Consider the following 18,869-nt stretch of genomic DNA (forward strand, 5'->3'; position numbering starts at 1 on the left):
TAAAAACTACTGTAAACCAATCAAAGCTTCGTTTGCTTTAAACTCATCTTGAAACCCCATAAAATCTTCACCATCATCTGCTACAAAAATAACAGGACCAACTAGCACTTTAACGCCACCTACATTGAAATGATCTGGCACTAAAGCTTCCAGTTCATCAGGAACGCGCCAAGCAACTAAGTCCATGTTTAACGCTTCTTCATTCATCAATAAAGCAGCGCCAGTTAAGTAAGCAACTGGTTCAATCAACCCGCCTACTAGTTTTTGAAAACTAGCTAACTTATCTCGCCCTATTTGCTCTGTGGTTTTGAACAACACATAACCAGTTTCAGGTGAACCTTTAACTTCAAACTTTAATACTACTGACATAAAAAAACTCCTGTTAAGTTAACAGGAGTACTTTATTACCTGACATATTATGTCATCAACCGAAGATTTTTTTGATACATAGACTTCCTTTACTCCACTTTAATGCATACGTATCATGATCCAATCAATCTATAGGAGTTTAATAAATGCGTATGATTTTGGCCGTCGTGGTTATTGCTGGAGTAATATTTTACTTTTTTACTCAAGCTAATAACTCAAAAGCAGCAAAAGAAAACATCGAAAAAGGGAAACTATTTTTAGCCGAAAATGCTAAACGCGAAGGTGTCATACAAACCTTGTCTGGTTTGCAGTATGAAATCCTCACCAAAAGCGATAACACCGAACACCCTAAAGCCAATAGTAAAGTAACTGTCCACTATCACGGAACTTTAGTTAGTGGTGATGTATTTGACAGCTCTGTTGAACGTGGCGAAACAATCACCTTTGGTTTAAACCAAGTGATTAAGGGATGGACTGAGGGTGTTCAGTTAATGACAGTGGGCGACAAGTTTCGCTTTTATATTCCAAGCCAACTAGCATATGGCAACCGTTCAACGGGTAAAATCGTAGGTGGTTCGGTACTGATATTTGATGTTGAGCTTTTTGAGATCAACTAGTTAAGCTTATATAAATGCCAACAGTAAACTGTAGTTGCTTTATTAGCAGCACATTAATCGACGGCACTGTATTTGACAGCTCAGTTGATCGCAATGAAACCATTAGCTTTGGCCTAAATCAAGTGATTAAAGGCTGGACAGAAGGCGTGCAATTAATGACTGTGGGTGACAAGTTCCGTTTTTATATTCCAAGCCAGCTTGCCTACGGTAACCGCTCAACTGGTAAAATTGTGGGTGGCTCGGTACTGATATTTGATGTTGAGTTATTTGCGATTAATTAATCTAGTGCTACCGACCAACATAAAAAGCCTCCGTAATGGAGGCTTTTTGGTATCAACAAATTAGCTTTAACCTATGCTCAAGCCAAATAAAACGGATCATCAATTGATTTGGCAGGTGGCGTAAACCACTTTGGCCCTTGAGCCGTCATGTAAAAATGGTCTTCGTGTCGAATACCAAACTCACCCGGCACGCACAACATGGGTTCATTACTAAAACACATACCACTGGCCAGTAAAGTTGAGTCATTACCCACTAAGTACGGCCATTCATGTATGTCTAACCCTATGCCATGTCCGGTGCGATGTGGTAAGCCAGGTACCTGGTAACCTGGGCCAAAACCTGCATTTTCTAACACCTTGCGCGCAGCAACATCAACCTCACAGCAAGGCGTACCGATTTGCGCAGCAGCAAATGCCGCAAGCTGTGCATCTTGCTCTAATTGCCATAACTGGCGTTGGCGTTCATTGGGTTCACCAAACACGTAAGTGCGAGTAATATCTGAGTTATAACCATGCAACTGACAGCCGGTATCAATCAGCACTGTATCATTAATCGCTAACGACTTTGGCGACTTAACTCCGTGCGGATAAGCGGTATCTTCGCCAAATAATACAATACAAAAATACGAGCCTTTTGGAGCACCTACCGCATAATGTGCTTGGTCGATAAAGTCTTCAACCTCAGCGGTGGTAATCCCTTCACGCAATATACTCGCAGCCGCTTTATGCACCTCAAGCGTCATGTCTTTTGCGCGTTGCATTAAGGCGATTTCGGCAGCAGATTTAATCATTCGACAACCTGCAGTAACGGTTGTTGCACTAACAAGTCGATGTTGAGGCGCAGCTTGAGCGATGCCGTCGCTAATAAAAAACGGAGTCGATTCATCAATGCCGATCTTGGCTTGCTTAAGGCCCATTTTATCAAGCAAATGGGCAAATAATTGATAGGGGCTTTGATCTTCATGCCAGGTGTTTACTTGACCTTTAATGGCCATATACCCTTGCAAAGTATCTAGCTCAAACGCTGGGGCAATGTACTCAATCGCGCCCTCTGCCGGAATGATAGCCCCGACCATACGTTCACTTGAAAACCAGCGTGTACCGCTAAAATAATACAAGTTAGTGCCCGCATTAACATAAATAGCATCTAAGCCATGTTGTACCATTAACTCTTGTGCACGCTTTATGCGTTGATTAAATTCATCCTCGCTTATGGCTGCAACACCGTCTGTCATTTTACATAATTTAGCTAATGCCTGCTGCGGGCTAACACCACCAACACCGATTGTCATCACGAGTCCTTTATTATTGTTATTGTCAGATAAATGCCGATAAGCATAACGCCTACAATGTAGAGTTACCATTGTATACAATATAAGTTTACAATTTAAGCCAAGCAAATCTTAGCAACTACGCTTGCAAGGCTGCTGTTGCCCTTGCGATAATTGCACCTCATTTACAGAGCTGAGTTCATCAGTCGCCTCCAACGGAGAAACCATGTCCAATATTATTGCCACCCGCCTTAGTGCTATTCGCCAACAACTTGAAGTTAACCAAATCGATGCCTTTATTATTCCCCGCGCCGATGAATACTTAGGTGAATACGTGCCTGCCCGCAATGAGCGTTTACACTGGGCTACTGGCTTTACCGGCTCAGCAGGTATGGCGATTGTATTAAAAGACCGCGCAACCATTTTTACCGACGGTCGTTACACTGTGCAGGTGCGCCAGCAAGTGGATGGCAGTTTATTTGAGTATTTAAGCCTGCATGACGACCCACAAATTGACTGGCTAATCGACACCTTACCCGCTGGAGCAAATGTGGGTATCGACAGCCGTTTACACACTCTTGCCTGGTACCAACAAACCAAAGCGCAATTCGATAAAGCTCAAATCAACTTGGTTGAAGTAAACGACAACCCGATTGATGTGAGCTGGCGAGATCGCCCTGCACCATCAGCATCAACCATGACATTATTTAGCCATGAAGGTGCGGGCCGCAATAGCATTGAGAAACGTCAACAAATTGGGGCATTAGTTAAAAAACAAGGTGCCGACATGGCACTTATCGCGGCATTAGATTCATGCTGTTGGTTGTTAAACATCCGTGGCAACGACGTGCCACGTTTTCCGGTTGTCTTGGGCTGTGGTTTACTATCTACCAATGGCGACATGACCTTCTTTACCGACTTAGGCAAAGTACCGCAAAATATTGCCGAGCATGTGGGTGAAGGGGTGAGCTTTAAAGAAGAGTCTGAATTAGCCAGCGTGTTAGCGCAAATGGATGGGGTTAAATTGCTAGCCGATCCTCATTCTGCCAATGCATACTCACAATTATTAGCGCAAAAAGGCGGTGCCAAACTTATTGCTGGGACAGATCCTGTTGCATTACCTAAAGCGCAAAAAAATAGCGCAGAACTTGCCGGTATGCGTGCCTGCCATATTCGTGATGGTGTTGCTGTTAGCCGCTTTTTAGCCTGGTTAGACAGTCAGGTTGAGCAGCACATCATGCACGATGAAGCACAACTGGCAGACAAATTAGAAAGCTTTAGACTGCAAGACCCACTGTATCGTGAGCCAAGTTTTGACACTATCTCAGCCACCGGTGCTAATGCCGCCATGTGTCATTACAATCATAACAATGGCACCCCAAGTACTATGACCATGGACAGCATTTACCTGGTTGACTCTGGCGCACAATATATCGATGGCACTACCGATGTCACTCGCACTATCGCCATTGGTAAAGTAACCGACGAGCAGAAAAAAATGGTCACCTTAGTATTAAAAGGTCATATTGCACTTGATACTGCACGTTTCCCTAAAGGCACCTCGGGCCAGCAACTTGATGCCTTTGCACGCCAATATTTATGGCAACACGGTTTTGATTATGATCATGGTACCGGTCATGGTGTAGGCCACTTTTTGAGTGTACACGAGGGCCCACAGCGTATTGGTAAAAACGTCAATGGCGTTGCGCTGTTACCTGGCATGGTATTGTCGAACGAGCCTGGTTATTACCGCGCCGACGGTTTTGGTATTCGTATCGAAAACTTAGTGGCAGTACAACCTTGCCAAGCCCTGCAAGGGGCTGAGCGTGAAATGTATGAATTTGATGCATTAACCCACATCCCAATGGATGCACGCTTAATCGACAAATCATTATTAACTGATGTTGAAGTAAATTGGTTTAATCAATACCAACAAAAAGTACGCAACACCCTAGCGCCATTAATGCAAGGCGATGAACTAGCCTGGTTAAATAAAGTGACTAAGGCGATTTAAGCGCTAGCTTTCAATAGATGATAAAAGGCTTAGAGTAGTTATCTCACCTAAGCCTTTTTTAATCGCGTTAATATATACAACATTGACAAAGGAAGCCGCTGTTTTTGTGTTTAGGTTTAGTGTGGAGTTTTACTAACTCACATTTGTCCTCAACCTTATATTGCTATCAATAAAAATGAACGTTGCAGCAAGGAATATTTTAAACAACGTGCCGGTAAAGACGAGCAACAATGACTAACGTTTTTTGAAACGCCCGATTAATTTTGCTATGCCAACCGTAATTAACATGGGCACGCCAATTAAAATCAACTCTTTAACAAAAGGTAATATGTACCTCAGTATTGAGGGCATGTTTCCTCGACCTTCCCCATCGCCATGAGAATATCCCTGGGCATTTATTTGCTCAGCCCAACTTGTCCACTCTAGTGATACCAGCAAGATGTGTTGGTCATCAAAAAGCACTCGCAGCTTTGCCAAAGACCGACTAATTGATGGTTGGCTGATACCTAACGTTAATGCGGTATTACTGATATGCTTTTCTTCAAGTAACTGTTTTAAAATAATCAGTAGATTAAGATCGAGTTGATTTATATTCATAAAAGAAGGTTGCTACGTCGATGATGCACTTGATGTCATAGTCTATCATTGATTTACCATGCAATTTAGCAAACATTTTTACCTCCCTCTACTCAAGAATTTGCGTTTATGTGAAACACCGCCTAAACCGCAATAACAACAAAAGCGCAAGCTTAAAAAATCTTATGAGTAAACACAGATAAAGTTCAGGATTTAGGCAAAAGTTTGTTATACTCCGCGGCCGCTTATCGATGGCGTCCCAATCGGGTATTCTGCTCAAGCTTAACGTTTTTCAACTATCCTATGAAGTTAACAACATTGTTAAGCATGAATTTAGCCATCGAGTAAGGCTAACGGGCCCAATTATCTAGATTTACCTTGCTCAGCTAATAAGCTGGACGTAACTAAATCGCTTTGTTTTGATGTACATACAGGAACCGCACCATGAAATTCGAATCTTTTAGCTTCGCCCCAGAAATATTACGCGCGATCGCTGAGTGCGGTTACCAATCGATGACACCAGTTCAAAAACAAGCGATCCCAGCTATCCGCCGCGGCGAAGATGTACTCGCCAGCGCGCAAACGGGTACCGGTAAAACCGCAGCGTTTGCTTTACCTATTTTACAAAAAATGTGTGAAGTGCCAAAAGAGACATTACCATCAAACACACGCACGTTAATTCTTACACCTACCCGTGAACTTGCGGCACAGGTTGCAGACAACATCAGTGCTTACAGCAAACACCTTAACTTCACCGTATTAACCATTTACGGTGGCGTTAAAATGGACACGCAATCGCAAAAGCTAAAACGTGGTGCTGATGTTATTGTGGCCACCCCAGGCCGTTTGCTCGAGCACATCACAGCTTGTAACTTAAGTTTGTCAAACGTTGACTTTTTAGTGCTCGATGAAGCTGACCGTATGCTTGATATGGGCTTTAGCGCCGATATTAAAAAAATCCTCCAAGCGGTAAACAAAAACCGCCAAAACATGTTGTTTTCAGCGACGTTTTCTAGTGAAGTAAAAAAACTCGCTAACGACATGCTTGATAAACCTAAAGTCATTACTGTAGATAAACAAAACACCACGGCGGCGACCATTAGCCAGGTGATTTATCCGGTTGAACAACGCCGTAAGCGTGAATTGTTGTCTGAACTGATCGGCACAAAAAACTGGCGTCAAGTACTGGTGTTTACCGCCACTCGTGACGCAGCAGACACCTTAGTAAAAGAATTAAACCTTGACGGTATTCCATCAGGTGTTGTTCACGGAGAAAAAGCTCAAGGTAGCCGTCGCCGTGCATTACGTGAGTTTGTTGAAGGTAAAATCCGTGTATTAGTGGCCACTGAAGTTGCTGCTCGTGGCCTTGATATTCAAAACCTTGAATACGTGGTTAATTATGATTTACCGTTTTTGGCAGAAGATTATGTCCACCGTATTGGCCGTACAGGCCGTGCAGGTAAAACCGGTGTGGCTATTTCGTTTGTCAGCCGTGAAGAAGAACGCACGTTAGCCGACATTGAAAAACTTATTGGCCAACAAATTCGCCGTATTACCGTACCGGGTTATGAGGTAGGTAGCCGTGAAATGTTGCTTAAACAAATTGAAAAGCGCCGTAGCTTCGCTAAAAAACAGCAACGTAGCGACAACGTTGGCGCTCAAATGATTGCCGAGAAAAAAATGGATGGCCGCCGTGTTAAAGTGGGTAAAGCCAGTAGCACAGTAAAATACAAAAAAATTAAGTAACTTAGATTCGATATATTTTACCTTTCCCGCTGTAAAGGGGAGGCAAACTAAAAGACGCTACGGCGTCTTTTTTGTCTTTGAATGAAATTTATTTTGTTATAACGTATGCGTACTATTGTGATATCGAGTACGTTAGGACAACACCACACAAGGACTTATCATGTTAAAAACTTTGCTTATTGCTAGCGCGTTAATGTTAACCAGCTTTACCAGCATAGCTAAACCTATTGCCAGTGACGAAAACAATGTCATGCCACTGCTCAATGGCCACCAAATTCCCTCGGTCACTTTGCAAGATGTTGATGGCAATGCCGTTGATTTAGCTAAATTGGTGTCACAAAAACCCACTATTTTCTTTTTTTACCGTGGTGGTTGGTGTCCATTTTGTAATTCACAAATGGGACAACTAAAAGCCATTGAACCAAAACTTATCGACATGGGATTTCAACTTGTGGGGATTTCACCCGACACGCCCGAAAAAATGCGTGCATCACTGAACGATCAAAAGCTTGATTACTTATTGCTATCAGACAGTTCAATGGCCGCATCACAAGCCTTTGGGTTAGCCTATTACACCAGTGCCGATATCACAAAAAAATACACAGCCAGTGTAGTTACCAATGAGTTATTTACCACGCCACAAGGTGACAAACGCCTGGTGTTGCCGGTACCTGCTGTGTACTTAGCAGACACAAAAGGCTTAATTCATTTTCAATATGTAAACCCAAACTACAAAGTGCGCCCAGCCCCTGAGCTTATTTTGGCCGCGGCAGGTCTTTTAGCGAAATAATCTGCACGCAATCATTATCAAGCCAGTATTGGTTTTACTGGCTTGATAACCTCCACTTATATACCCACTCGTATTAAGCCTACTCAAACCACTTATCGCTATTAAACACAATCTCACATCACAAAAAATCATACCTATTGCCATAAAATAGCGATTTATTGGTTTTTGTATTGGATTTTTTATCCTAGGGATCGTTACACTGTTCGGCATATAAAAATATCCCTACATAAAGGCCATAAATCATCATGTCCATTCCTACTATATTCGGCACGGCAAACACACCTGGCACAGTAAAAGCCATGTTATTAGGTTGCGGAGAGCTTGGTAAAGAGGTCGCGATTGAACTGCAACGTTTCGGTATTGAAGTGATTGGGGTTGACCGCTACCCTAACGCCCCGGCAATGCAAATTGCGCATCGATTTCATGTGATCAATATGCTCGATGGCAATGCGCTAAAAGCGGTTATCGAATTAGAAAAACCAGATCTGGTTATCCCTGAAATTGAAGCCATTGCCACTCAAACCTTAGTAGAATTAGAGCAGCAAGGCTTACATGTTGTGCCAACGGCAAACGCAGCTAAATTAACCATGGACCGTGAAGGCATTCGCCGCTTAGCGGCTGAGACTTTAGCCTTACCTACGTCAAAATATTTCTTCTGCGATACCCAAACCGAGTTCGAGCAAGCTGTTGCAGACATTGGTATTCCTTGTGTAGTTAAGCCGGTCATGAGCTCGTCAGGTAAAGGCCAAAGTGTGATTAAGTTGAGCGATACCATTGCCAAAGCATGGGCTTATGCGCAAGAAGGTGGCCGCGCAGGGCAAGGCCGAGTGATTGTTGAGGCCTTTATTCCATTTGATTATGAAATTACGCTACTCACCATTAGCGCAGTGAATGGTATTCATTTTTGTGCCCCTATTGGTCACAGGCAAGAAGACGGTGATTATCGCGAGTCTTGGCAACCACAAGTCATGTCTGATGTTGTGTTACAAAAAGCCCAGGTCGTGAGCCAAAAAGTGGTTGAAGCCCTAGGCGGTTTTGGCTTATTTGGTGTTGAACTGTTTGTGAAAGGCGATGACGTGTATTTTTCTGAAGTGTCTCCAAGACCTCACGACACAGGCCTAGTAACGTTAATTAGCCAGGACATTTCTGAGTTCGCGTTACATGTACGTGCCATATTGGGTTTACCAATAAGCAATATTGTTCAGCATGGCCCAAGTGCTTCTGCGGTCATTTTAGCCGAGGGCACCTCGACCAATATTCGTTACCAAGGCATGGCACAAGCGTTAGCGCCAGTCGACACTCAATTACGCTTATTTGGCAAACCTGATATTGATGGTCGCCGCCGGTTAGGTGTTGCCCTAGCACGCGACAACTCAATAGAAAGCGCCATTGAAAAAGCCAAAACGGTTGCCAGCCACATTAACGTGTTATTTTAATCTTTACAGCTTTGAGCTTGTTATAGCCCTTAAGATAAGCAAACAGCCTTGAGCAAAGCCCAAAAAAAAGCCGCAAATCATTGCGGCTTTTTATTGCGTAAGTCAACCGTTTACACAATTAACCACATCCTCCAGCAGGAACTGCTTAATATTATTAACGGCAATGTTGAGCAGGTTTTGTCTTGCTTGTAATGTTGCCCAGGCGATGTGCGGCGTAATGGTGATATTGGCGGCACTTAATAACGGATTGTTTGGGCTTGGCGGCTCAGTTGATAACACATCAACAGCAGCAAAGCCGTTATTTTGATTTAGCCATTGTGCTAAATCGGCTTCGTTAATTAAATCGCCGCGAGCGGTGTTCACCAATAAACACCCCGCCTTAAGCAAGGCCAAACTGTCACGGTTTATCATGTATTTGGTGGCTGCCGTGAGCGGGCAATGCAGCGAAATAATGTCTGCTTGTTTAAGAAGAGTATCGCGCTCACACCACTGAATAGCAGGGGGGAGATCCGTTTTAGGCTTGGCACTGGTCACCAACACCTTCATTCCAAATGCGGCACCTAAATTAGCCACTTGCTGGCCAATATCACCATAACCCACAACCCCTAGGGTAAGTCCTTTTAGCGACGTTAACGGCGATAAGGTAAAGCAAAAGTCACGATTGCGGCTCCACTGCCCTGCTTTTACCGCTTGGTCGTGCAATGAAACCTGTTGATGGTGATGTAAAATATGGGCAAACACCATTTGCGCCACAGCATCTGGGCCGTAAGCGGGAATATTAGTGACGCAAATACCATGTTGACTGGCACAAGCAATGTCGACAACATTGGTCCCTGTTGCTAATACGCCAATATATTTGAGTTGCGATAATTGGCTGAGTATTTGTGCATTTAACACGGTTTTATTGGTTAATACTATTTGTGCATCCTGGCAGCGCGCCACCACCTCATCTGCTAGGGTATGATCGTAAATAGCACACTCACCAAGTGACTGTAACCCTTGCCAATCTAAATCGCCCGGGTTGAGCGTATAACCGTCTAATACTACTATTTTCATTTATGGCTTAGCCTCTATTAAACATCAATTACTGCACCCTTAGATTTAGCGCATTCCCCGAGCCGTTTTAATGCGCTCATAGGCGGCTTGAATGTCTTGTGCTTTGGTTTTGGCAAGCGCCATCATTTCTTCTGGTAGCCCTTTAGCCACTAACTTATCAGGGTGATGCTCATTCATTAATTTACGATAAGCCCGCTTAATGTCTTGATCAGATGCCGAATCAGCAAGTCCTAACATCACATAAGCATCAGTCAGTGGCATTTTATTGCCCTGTGGCGATTGATGGTGGCTAAACTCAGCTTGCCAGCGCGCTAGCAGCGCATCAAGTTGCGATGCCATACCCAGTTTGTTGGCAATAGTCGATAAGATTTGTTTCTCATTAGCGTGCAGTTCGCCGTCTGATAGCGCGGTCTGAATTTGAATTTCTAAAAACATTTGCGCTAATTCAGCACGACCTTGAGTGACGTGACGAAATTGCTCTAACTGCTTAGCTAAATCAAAGTCAGCCTGGCGCCCTTGCCTAAAGGCTTGTTGAGCATCAAGGCGCGATTGGCCCGATAACTTCATCTGATCCATCAGCATGGTGGCAATACGAATGTCGTTTTCAGTCACCCGGCCCGACGCTTTAGCAACATGGCCCATTACAGCAAAAGTCGCGTTAAAGAACATCGCCTGACGTTCACTACCCTGGCGTATTAATGATGATAACCCCTGACGTTTGTCGTACAAATGCCCCAGCCACAAGCCTAAAAACGCACCAAAAATACGGCCAAACATAAAGCCAATAATAAACCCAAAAACTTTGCCCCAAATGCGCATTTTACCTTCCGCGATGTCTATTTTGTCATTGTTAAACTAAAGCCTGTAATCGACGCTCTAGCTGCTCAAGTCTTGCTAACGTGCCCACGTCACACCAATACGTATTAAAATAGGCACCTTTGACTTGCTGTTTAGATATTGCCTCTTTTAGTAAAGGCCCAAGAGCTTGCTTACCTGCTGGTACAGGGTTAAAAAATTGAGGATGATAAACACCTATTCCTGAAAAAGTCAGCTTTTGGCTATCATTCACACTCAGTGTAGAGGCTGCATCAACCGAAAAATCTCCCTGAGGATGATGCTCAGGATTGTCAACTAACCACAAAAAAGCGGCTGCATGCCCCTGGCTAACTTGCTCAACAGCCCAGTTAAGATTACCTGGTAACGTATCAATAAAAATATCACCATTAATCACTAAGAAAGGATCGGTTCCTAGCAAAGGGAGTGCTTGTTTTATCCCACCTGCGGTTTCTAATGCTTCGGTTTCGCCACTGTAGTGGATTGTAATCCCCCAACGCTGGCCATCACCTAGCACTTGTGGCAATTTATGCCCTAACCAAGCGTGATTAATCACTACCTCTTTAACACCTAATTGTGCAAGTTTTTCAAGGTGATATTCAATGAGTGGTTTGCCTGCTACATTCACTAATGGTTTGGGTAACGTATCTGTCAGTGGACGCAAACGCTCACCTCGCCCTGCGGCTAAAATCATTGCTTTCACAGCGCGCCCTCTTTATCACAAGCAGAATGTTCACCAGCTTGCTTAACCAGTGGCACAATAATTCGCTTTACCCATGCACTAAACGCTTTAATTTGAGGATAATCAGCTCCTATATCGACGATATATTGCAAGGTTAACGGAATATCGGCCAAATAGCCGCGCTTACCATCACGATGATATAAACGCGCAAAAATACCGGCTGCTTTAATGTGTCGCTGCAAGCCCATTAAATCAAACCATTGTTGATAAGTAGTAAAATCAACGTGTTGGTCAATCAATTGCTGTGATTTAAGCTGCTTAAAATGATACTGCATTAATTCATGCACCAACTCAGCTGGCCAACGAACATAACAATCTCGCAGTAATGACACCGCATCGTAGGTAATGGGGCCTAGCACAGCATCTTGAAAATCAATCACGGCCAGAGCTTCGCCATTGAGCAATAAATTACGACTGTGGTAATCACGATGCATGCCAACTTTAGGCTGAGAGAGCGCACTTTGCGTTAATGCCTCAAACGTGGCGTTAATCATTTGCTGCTCATGGTCCGAAAGCGTGTAATCTAAGTGGGTATTTACCAGCCAATCAACAAATATTGCCAGTTCACGTTGCACAAACGCTGCATCATAATCTGTTAACGGACCTAGCTCTGTATGAGTGACTCTTGCGATAGTCGGTAGCAAACTGAGTGCCTGTTTATAATAGTCAGCGACATTATGTTGATTAAGTACAGATAATAGTTGCTGCTCACCGACATCCGTTTGCAACACAAAGCCTTGTTCGTAACAGGTGGCCAGTACTTCTGGCACCAACAGCCCAGCCGTTTGATACGCCTTTGCTATCGCGACAAATGGCGCAACTGGCACCAGTTCGATAGGTGAGTCTGACACAATATAATGCTTGCCCAGATGCTCAATACGAAAATAACGACGGAAACTGGCGTCACCACAAATCAACTTGGCAGTTACCTGCCCTGCAAAATATTGATTTAACCAGTGGCTTAAGGCGATAAATCTTGTGTCAGATAAACTCATCTCAATGGCTCTTCACGAAAAATTGCTTTATTATAGCCAGCATAACATTTGGAAACAGCTAAAGAATTGAATGTTTTGTTTAGCTGAGTATCTTTTTCTCTCCAAACTTTTTTCTGAATACGAAATCATAAATTATTGACAACAATGCAGATCCGTTATTTTCTGGCATTATGCCTACTCCCCAATATCGTTCTAGCTGAAGAAGCAGAAACGACCGAACTGCCAACATCGCAATGCGTTGTTGAGCCTCCGGTTTCCCGTTCATTTGAAGACAGAGCTGCATTAACCGGTATTGATGATAATCAAATTGTGATTATTAGTGATTATTCCAACGCTGCATTTAACGACAAAGCCCAATTTACTGGTGATGTGAGTTTTAGTCAGGGGCAACGCCATATTGCAGCCGACAGTGCCGTGTTAGATCAAAAAAACCAACGATTAAATGCTGACGGAAACCTCATTTTTAAAGATGAGTTATTCACCGTCACGGCACAGTCCCTTGAAGCTCAAATGAGCACCAATAGTGCCACATTAGAAAAAACCCAATACTGGCTCCATGGCCAACAAGTGCACGGAGATGCCAGTAAATTACAAATTACCTCTGAAAACAATTTACTGCTAACCAAAACCAATTTTACTACCTGCCCCCCCGGGGATGAATCGTGGCTGCTAGAAGCAGACATGATAAAAATCGACAGTACTGAAGAATGGGGTGAAATTTGGAATGCAAAATTAAGAATAGCCGACGTGCCTATACTGTACATTCCTTACATGACTGTACCGGTATCAGACAAACGTAAAAGCGGTTTTTTGTTTCCTAGCTTCAGCACTAGTACCACCAACGGTATTGAAGTCAGCACCCCTTATTACTGGAACATAGCGCCAGAATACGACTTAACCTTTAACCCTATTTTTATGTCTTCACGCGGCCTGTATACCAAAACAGAATTTCGTTATCTGGCGGGCGAGCAACAAAGCGGACAGTTTAACGTAGAATATTTAGACAGTGATGATAATTCAGACTCTAATGCCAATCGTTATCTTTACCACTGGAGCCACTCGGGTGCAATTAACAAAAACTGGCGGGTACGATCAGATTTTACTGATGTCTCTGACAATAATTACTTTAACGATTTAGACTCGGACGTTAATCAGTCTACAGACAACCAGCTATCGCGGATTGGCGAAGCCAGTTACTTTGAGCGTAACTGGGATTTCAACATGCGAGTTCAAGACATTAAAGTGCTTGGCGAAGATGAAAAACCCTATCAGGTCATGCCGCAATTAAACTTTAATTATCGTACATCGGATATTATCGACTCTATCGATTTTAAATTTAATTCAGAACTCACCAACTTCAGCCATCAAGATAACGAGTACAACACAGCAACACGAGTGCATATGGTACCGAGTTTACTTTGGCCTATTCAAGGCCCTGCTGGGTCATTCACCAGCGAAGTCAAACTAATGCAAACTCAGTATTGGCAGCAAAACCTTGATGAGGATGCAACACTAGACGATTCAGTTAGCCGAACAATCCCCCAGGCTCGTCTTCACGGCCAGGTAAACTTCGAACGTGCTACGCAACTGTTTGACAGTCAATATCGCCAAACGTTAGAACCGCAAGTGCAATATCTTTATGTGGGATACGATGACCAATCAAACATTGGAATCTACGACACTGCAGAACTACAAGAAGATTACTATGGCTTGTTTCGTGATAGACAATACTCTGGACTTGACCGTATAGCAGATGCCAATCAATTTACCTTAGGTTTTACCACTCGGTTATTTGACGATAATAATCGAGAACAATTTAAGTTCAGTGTTGGCCAGATTATGTATTTAGAATCCTCTAAAGTCACACTAGATGACACCTTTGCTGAAACCTCACCGTCTACCTCTGTACTTGCTGCTGAGTTAGATGCGCAATTATACAACGACTGGTTTATCAGTGGGTCTGTTCAACACGACACAGAAACAGGTGAAAACAAGAAAAATGAAGTCACATTAGATTTTCGTCCAAGCAATGACAAACTATTACAGTTAAGTTATCGTTACGTGCCTGATTTATTGAATACCAACACCAATGATCAGGTCGATATTTCTCAAGCTGGTCTCAGAACATCTTGGCCACTTAGCGACAGCTTATATTTTGTGGGCAACTACTATTACGATCTTAACGAGTCTCGTAATATTGAAACCTACACAGGTGTGCAATACGAAGCATGCTGCTGGGCAGTTCGTCTCAGTTATCATTACCGTATAAAAACCAATTATGACGATGATTTATCTGATTCAGACATCACTAGTGAAGAGTTCGAAAGCGGTGTATACCTTAACTTTGTGATCAAGGGGTTAGGTGGCTCAGGTCCATTAGGCGTCGCAGACATGCTAAACGAAGGGTTATTTAACTATCGTAAGCCACTTTACTTGAGGAATTAGTTATCTTTTATGATAGATTGCTGAACCTAGCGATAAACTCATAGTCCAATAACAACAAACATACTGTTGAGTATGAAATAGTAACCTTATTTTGGCGATAAATTGCCAGTTTATATTGAATCGAATGTGCCAAGGATTTTGTGGATGAAACACAGTAAAAAAATGATTTTTGCGTTACTTGCACTGGCAATGAGCCAAACCAGTATTGCAGCACCAGTGCCATTAGACAGAGTATCAGTCCAAATTAATGATGGTATTATTCTCGAAAGTGAAATCAAAAATATGATTACCACGGTCAGAGCTAACGCAAAAGCGGCTAATCAAACTCTGCCATCAGATCAAGCGCTTCGCACACAGGTGATCGAACGTCTTATTTTAACCCATTTACAGATGCAAATGGCTGAACGCATTGGTTTACAGATCGGTGACTTACAACTTGATCAAACCATTGAAAACATCGCTAAAGAACAGAAAATAACGGTAGCTCAAATGCAACAAGCTATCGAAAGCGAAGGCAGTAGCTTTAGCCAATATCGTGAACAACTACGTCAGGAGATCACTTTAGGTGAAATACAACGTATTCAAGTTCAACGTCGTATTCAAGTTTCACCACAAGAAATCAATGGCCTGGTTAAACTCATCGAAGAGCAAGGTCTAAAAAATGTTGAATTCCAAATTGGCCACATCTTAATTGAGATCCCAAACGAACCAAACAGTGAGCAATTAGAAAACGCCAGCCGTCGCGCCGAAATCGTATTGAAGCGCCTTAATGCAGGTGATGACTTCCGCAGTACTGCGATTGCATCCTCATCGGGCCCTAAAGCCCTTGAAGGCGGTATTTGGGATTTTATGAACATCAATGAAATGCCAACCTTGTTTGCCGAAGTGGTAGGCGGGGCTAAAAAAGGCGACATTATTGGCCCAATCAAATCTGGTTCTGGTTTTCATATTATTAAAGTCATGGACACTCGTGGCCTGCAAGTACAAGAAGTCTCAGAAGTTAAATCTCGCCATATTTTGTTAAAACCGTCACCGATTTTATCGGAAGAGCGTGCTAAAGCCATGCTAGATAACTTTTTAATTCAAATACGCAATGGCGAAGCCGACTTTGCTAAGTTAGCCAAACAGTATTCTGAAGATCCTGGTTCAGGCGCTAAAGGCGGTGATCTAGGCTGGGCAGACCCAACGATTTATGTGCCTGAGTTCTCACAAACGTTGGCAAACCTAGATGAAGGGCAAATCAGTGAGCCATTTCGTACCACTCATGGTTGGCACATTGTACAACTTGAGTCGCGTCGCAAAACCGATGCAACAGATCAATTTAACAGCAATAGAGCACATCAGTTAATTTTCCGTCGTAAATTTAACGAAGAATTACAAAACTGGTTAGATGAAATGCGCTCTGAAGCCTATATTGAAATTATTGACCCTATAGAAACACAAAGAGGTTAAGCAAGCTCAATGACTAAACGTATTGCCATTACTCCAGGTGAACCAGCAAGCATTGGTCCAGACTTAGTCATCAAACTCGCTCAGCAGGCTTGGCCTGCTGAGTTAGTTGTTTGTGCTGATCCAAATTTGTTAATGAGCAGAGCCAAATTACTTGGTTTACCTCTACAGCTCAAACCTTATCAGCCTTCGCAAGCACCAACACCGCAAGAAGCAGGCACCTTAACCATAGTGCCATTTGCATTAGCAGAGCCTGCTGAATGTGGCGTATTAAACGAGGCTAACAGTGCCTATGTTGTTGATACGTTACGCTACGCTGGCGAAAAAAATATGTCTAATGAGTTTGATGCCGTTGTCACTGGTCCTGTTCATAAAGGCATTATTAATCAAGCAGGTATTCCCTTTAGTGGCCATACCGAATTTTTTGCATTACAGGCAAACTGTGCTGATGTCGTGATGATGCTAGCCACCCCTGGTTTACAAGTGGCATTAATGACCACACACATTCCATTGGCCTATGTGTCTAAAGCCATTACTCGCGACAGACTTCATCATATTATCAGTATTTTACATCGTGAACTGGTCAGCAAGTTTGGTCTAGGCTCACCTAAAATCTATGTGTGTGGACTCAACCCCCATGCAGGAGAAGACGGCCATTTAGGCCGTGAAGAAATTGATACCATTATCCCCGCGCTAAACGAGCTACGAGAGCAAGGAATGGATATTGTTGGCCCATTGCCAGCCGATACACTATTTCAGCCTAAGTACCTTGAACAAGCAGACGTGGTGTTAGCCATGTATCATGACCAAGGATTACCTGTGCTTAAATCATTAGGATTTGGCAAGTCGGTCAATATCACCTTAGGTTTACCTTATATTCGCACATCAGTTGACCATGGTACCGCACTCGAACTTGCTGGTACCGGCAAAGCGGATAGCGGCAGTTTTACCTGTGCATTAAACAAAGCCATTGAGTTGGCTTCTAAAAGTAAGTAACCCATTTTAATGAGTAATAAAGTACATTTAGGCCATACGGCCAGAAAACGTTTTGGACAGAACTTCCTTACCGATGAAGGTGTTATAAGCAGTATTGTCGGTGCAATTGCCCCCGATAACGATCATGTGATGATTGAAATTGGGCCGGGGCTTGGTGCATTAACCGAGCCAGTTGCCGATATGGTTGATAACCTCAGTGTTGTAGAGTTAGACCGCGACCTGGTAGAGCGTTTACAGCAACACCCAATCCTCAAAGATAAACTGACAATTAATCAAGGTGATGCACTGCAGTTTGATTTTTCAACGCTGCAGCAACCCGGCAAAAAAATGAAAGTGTTTGGTAACTTACCTTATAACATTTCAACGCCGTTGATGTTCCATTTGTTTGAGTTTGCTGAACAAATTGAAACAATGCACTTTATGCTACAAAAAGAAGTGGTACTTCGTTTATCAGCGAGTCCAGGCACTAAAGCTTACGGCCGCTTAACCGTTATGGCCCAATACTTCTGCCAAGTGGTTCCAGTACTTGAGGTACCACCACACTGCTTTACTCCACCACCCAAAGTGGATTCTGCAGTGGTACGTTTATTGCCATATGAAGTTAAACCTTGGCCATGTAAAGATGTCAATGTGTTACGCCACCTGTGCTCCACGGCATTCAGTATGCGTCGTAAAACATTGAGAAATAACCTTAAAGCCTTGCTGTCAGATGATGATTTTAACGCATTAAATATCGACTCCAGCATGCGGCCAGAACAAATCAGTGTTCCACAATATGTCGCAATGGCTAATTTACTGTGTGACAACAAAAAGTAATAATAAGGGCATGCCAATACGAGCATGCCCTTTTGTTTTAAGACAGGATGTGAAATGAGCCAAGTCGAATCATCGATAAAAGTCAAAGTCGACACCCAATACCTAGAACAGCAATCTCATGCTGCTGATAATAAATACCTGTTTAGTTATACCATCACTATCATCAATTTAGGTGACAGCAATGTCACACTTAAAGACAGACATTGGATAATTACCGATGCAAATGGCAAAGAAAGCGAAGTAAAAGGCCCTGGCGTTGTTGGCGAAACGCCCACCATTAGCCCCAACACTGCCTATCAATATTCAAGTGGTACTGTCATGGAAACCCCAGTTGGGTTTATGCACGGTTTTTATGGAATGGAAGATGCTAAAGGTAAGCGCTTTTTAGCGTCTATCCCTGCGTTTCGATTAGCGGTTCCAGGGATACTGCAATAAG

17 protein-coding genes and 1 pseudogene are annotated in these 18,869 nt (G+C 43.1%); 11 read left to right on the forward strand and 7 right to left on the reverse strand.

Annotated elements, in window-relative coordinates; translation table 11 throughout:
• Positions 1–6: 6 nt before the first annotated feature.
• Positions 7–369 carry a DUF3846 domain-containing protein gene (locus tag K8B83_RS19075; RefSeq protein WP_223418732.1) on the reverse strand — a complete coding sequence of 121 codons (363 nt, stop codon included), beginning with the start codon at positions 367–369 and terminating at the stop codon, positions 7–9.
• Between the two features lie 146 nt (positions 370–515).
• On the opposite strand from K8B83_RS19075, the gene K8B83_RS19080 reads away from it, so the two are divergent.
• Together K8B83_RS19080 and K8B83_RS19085 are read left to right on the forward strand one after the other, a co-directional pair.
• Positions 516–986, forward strand: a complete 471-nt coding sequence (locus tag K8B83_RS19080; RefSeq protein WP_223418734.1) for an FKBP-type peptidyl-prolyl cis-trans isomerase — start codon at positions 516–518, stop codon at positions 984–986.
• 50 nt (positions 987–1,036) lie between these two features.
• Positions 1,037–1,267 (forward strand): annotated as a pseudogene (locus K8B83_RS19085) (FKBP-type peptidyl-prolyl cis-trans isomerase); the annotation flags it as partial.
• A gap of 77 nt (positions 1,268–1,344) precedes the next feature.
• Here K8B83_RS19085 and K8B83_RS19090 read toward each other — a convergent pair.
• Entirely contained in the window at positions 1,345–2,559 is a 1,215-nt protein-coding gene (locus tag K8B83_RS19090; protein ID WP_188739467.1) for a M24 family metallopeptidase, read from the reverse strand.
• A gap of 205 nt (positions 2,560–2,764) precedes the next feature.
• Here K8B83_RS19090 and K8B83_RS19095 point away from each other — a divergent pair, with 205 nt between their 5' ends.
• Entirely contained in the window at positions 2,765–4,552 is a 1,788-nt protein-coding gene (locus tag K8B83_RS19095; protein ID WP_188739466.1) for an aminopeptidase P family protein, read from the forward strand.
• 234 nt (positions 4,553–4,786) lie between these two features.
• On the opposite strand, the gene K8B83_RS19100 is transcribed toward K8B83_RS19095, so the two are convergent.
• A complete protein-coding gene (locus K8B83_RS19100) occupies positions 4,787–5,149 on the reverse strand; it encodes a LysR family transcriptional regulator (protein ID WP_188739465.1) in 363 nt (120 codons plus the stop codon).
• A gap of 423 nt (positions 5,150–5,572) precedes the next feature.
• On the opposite strand from K8B83_RS19100, the gene K8B83_RS19105 reads away from it, so the two are divergent.
• The 3 genes from K8B83_RS19105 to purT all read left to right on the forward strand — a co-directional run bounded on the left by K8B83_RS19105 (position 5,573) and on the right by purT (position 9,100).
• Positions 5,573–6,874 carry a DEAD/DEAH box helicase gene (locus K8B83_RS19105; protein WP_188739464.1) on the forward strand — a complete coding sequence of 434 codons (1,302 nt, stop codon included), beginning with the start codon at positions 5,573–5,575 and terminating at the stop codon, positions 6,872–6,874.
• A gap of 160 nt (positions 6,875–7,034) precedes the next feature.
• Positions 7,035–7,664, forward strand: a complete 630-nt coding sequence (locus K8B83_RS19110; protein ID WP_188739463.1) for a peroxiredoxin-like family protein — start codon at positions 7,035–7,037, stop codon at positions 7,662–7,664.
• A 260-nt stretch (positions 7,665–7,924) separates the two neighbouring features.
• A complete protein-coding gene (gene purT / locus K8B83_RS19115) occupies positions 7,925–9,100 on the forward strand; it encodes a formate-dependent phosphoribosylglycinamide formyltransferase (RefSeq protein ID WP_373284915.1) in 1,176 nt (391 codons plus the stop codon).
• 102 nt (positions 9,101–9,202) lie between these two features.
• Here the strand turns inward: purT and K8B83_RS19120 are convergent, their stop codons facing one another.
• Genes K8B83_RS19120 through K8B83_RS19135 form a run of 4 tightly spaced genes read right to left on the reverse strand, consistent with a single transcriptional unit; the run spans position 9,203 to position 12,727 of the window.
• Positions 9,203–10,156 (reverse strand): D-2-hydroxyacid dehydrogenase, encoded by a 954-nt coding sequence (locus tag K8B83_RS19120; RefSeq protein ID WP_188739461.1) that lies wholly within the window; start codon positions 10,154–10,156, stop codon positions 9,203–9,205.
• A gap of 45 nt (positions 10,157–10,201) precedes the next feature.
• Positions 10,202–10,975 (reverse strand): co-chaperone DjlA, encoded by a 774-nt coding sequence (gene djlA, locus K8B83_RS19125; protein WP_188739460.1) that lies wholly within the window; start codon positions 10,973–10,975, stop codon positions 10,202–10,204.
• 31 nt (positions 10,976–11,006) lie between these two features.
• Entirely contained in the window at positions 11,007–11,693 is a 687-nt protein-coding gene (gene murU, locus K8B83_RS19130; protein ID WP_188739459.1) for an N-acetylmuramate alpha-1-phosphate uridylyltransferase MurU, read from the reverse strand.
• Positions 11,690–12,727, reverse strand: coding sequence for an aminoglycoside phosphotransferase family protein (locus tag K8B83_RS19135; RefSeq protein WP_188739458.1), 1,038 nt, complete (start codon positions 12,725–12,727; stop codon positions 11,690–11,692). Before K8B83_RS19135 ends, murU begins: the two co-directional genes overlap by 4 nt.
• A gap of 144 nt (positions 12,728–12,871) precedes the next feature.
• On the opposite strand from K8B83_RS19135, the gene lptD reads away from it, so the two are divergent.
• From lptD to apaG, 5 genes are all read left to right on the forward strand, one after another.
• A complete protein-coding gene (lptD, locus tag K8B83_RS19140) occupies positions 12,872–15,172 on the forward strand; it encodes an LPS assembly protein LptD (RefSeq protein WP_188739457.1) in 2,301 nt (766 codons plus the stop codon).
• A gap of 144 nt (positions 15,173–15,316) precedes the next feature.
• Positions 15,317–16,624, forward strand: coding sequence for a peptidylprolyl isomerase SurA (surA, locus tag K8B83_RS19145; protein WP_188739456.1), 1,308 nt, complete (start codon positions 15,317–15,319; stop codon positions 16,622–16,624).
• Positions 16,625–16,633: 9 nt separating this feature from the next.
• Entirely contained in the window at positions 16,634–17,617 is a 984-nt protein-coding gene (gene pdxA / locus K8B83_RS19150) for a 4-hydroxythreonine-4-phosphate dehydrogenase PdxA (protein ID WP_188739455.1), read from the forward strand.
• A 9-nt stretch (positions 17,618–17,626) separates the two neighbouring features.
• Positions 17,627–18,433 carry a 16S rRNA (adenine(1518)-N(6)/adenine(1519)-N(6))-dimethyltransferase RsmA gene (gene rsmA, locus K8B83_RS19155; protein WP_188739454.1) on the forward strand — a complete coding sequence of 269 codons (807 nt, stop codon included), beginning with the start codon at positions 17,627–17,629 and terminating at the stop codon, positions 18,431–18,433.
• 54 nt (positions 18,434–18,487) lie between these two features.
• Complete coding sequence (gene apaG / locus K8B83_RS19160; RefSeq protein ID WP_223418736.1) at positions 18,488–18,868, forward strand: Co2+/Mg2+ efflux protein ApaG; 381 nt, start codon at positions 18,488–18,490, stop codon at positions 18,866–18,868.
• The last annotated feature ends 1 nt before the right edge of the window (position 18,869 follow it).

The organism is Shewanella inventionis (assembly GCF_019931735.1).
GTDB lineage: Bacteria > Pseudomonadota > Gammaproteobacteria > Enterobacterales > Shewanellaceae > Shewanella > Shewanella inventionis.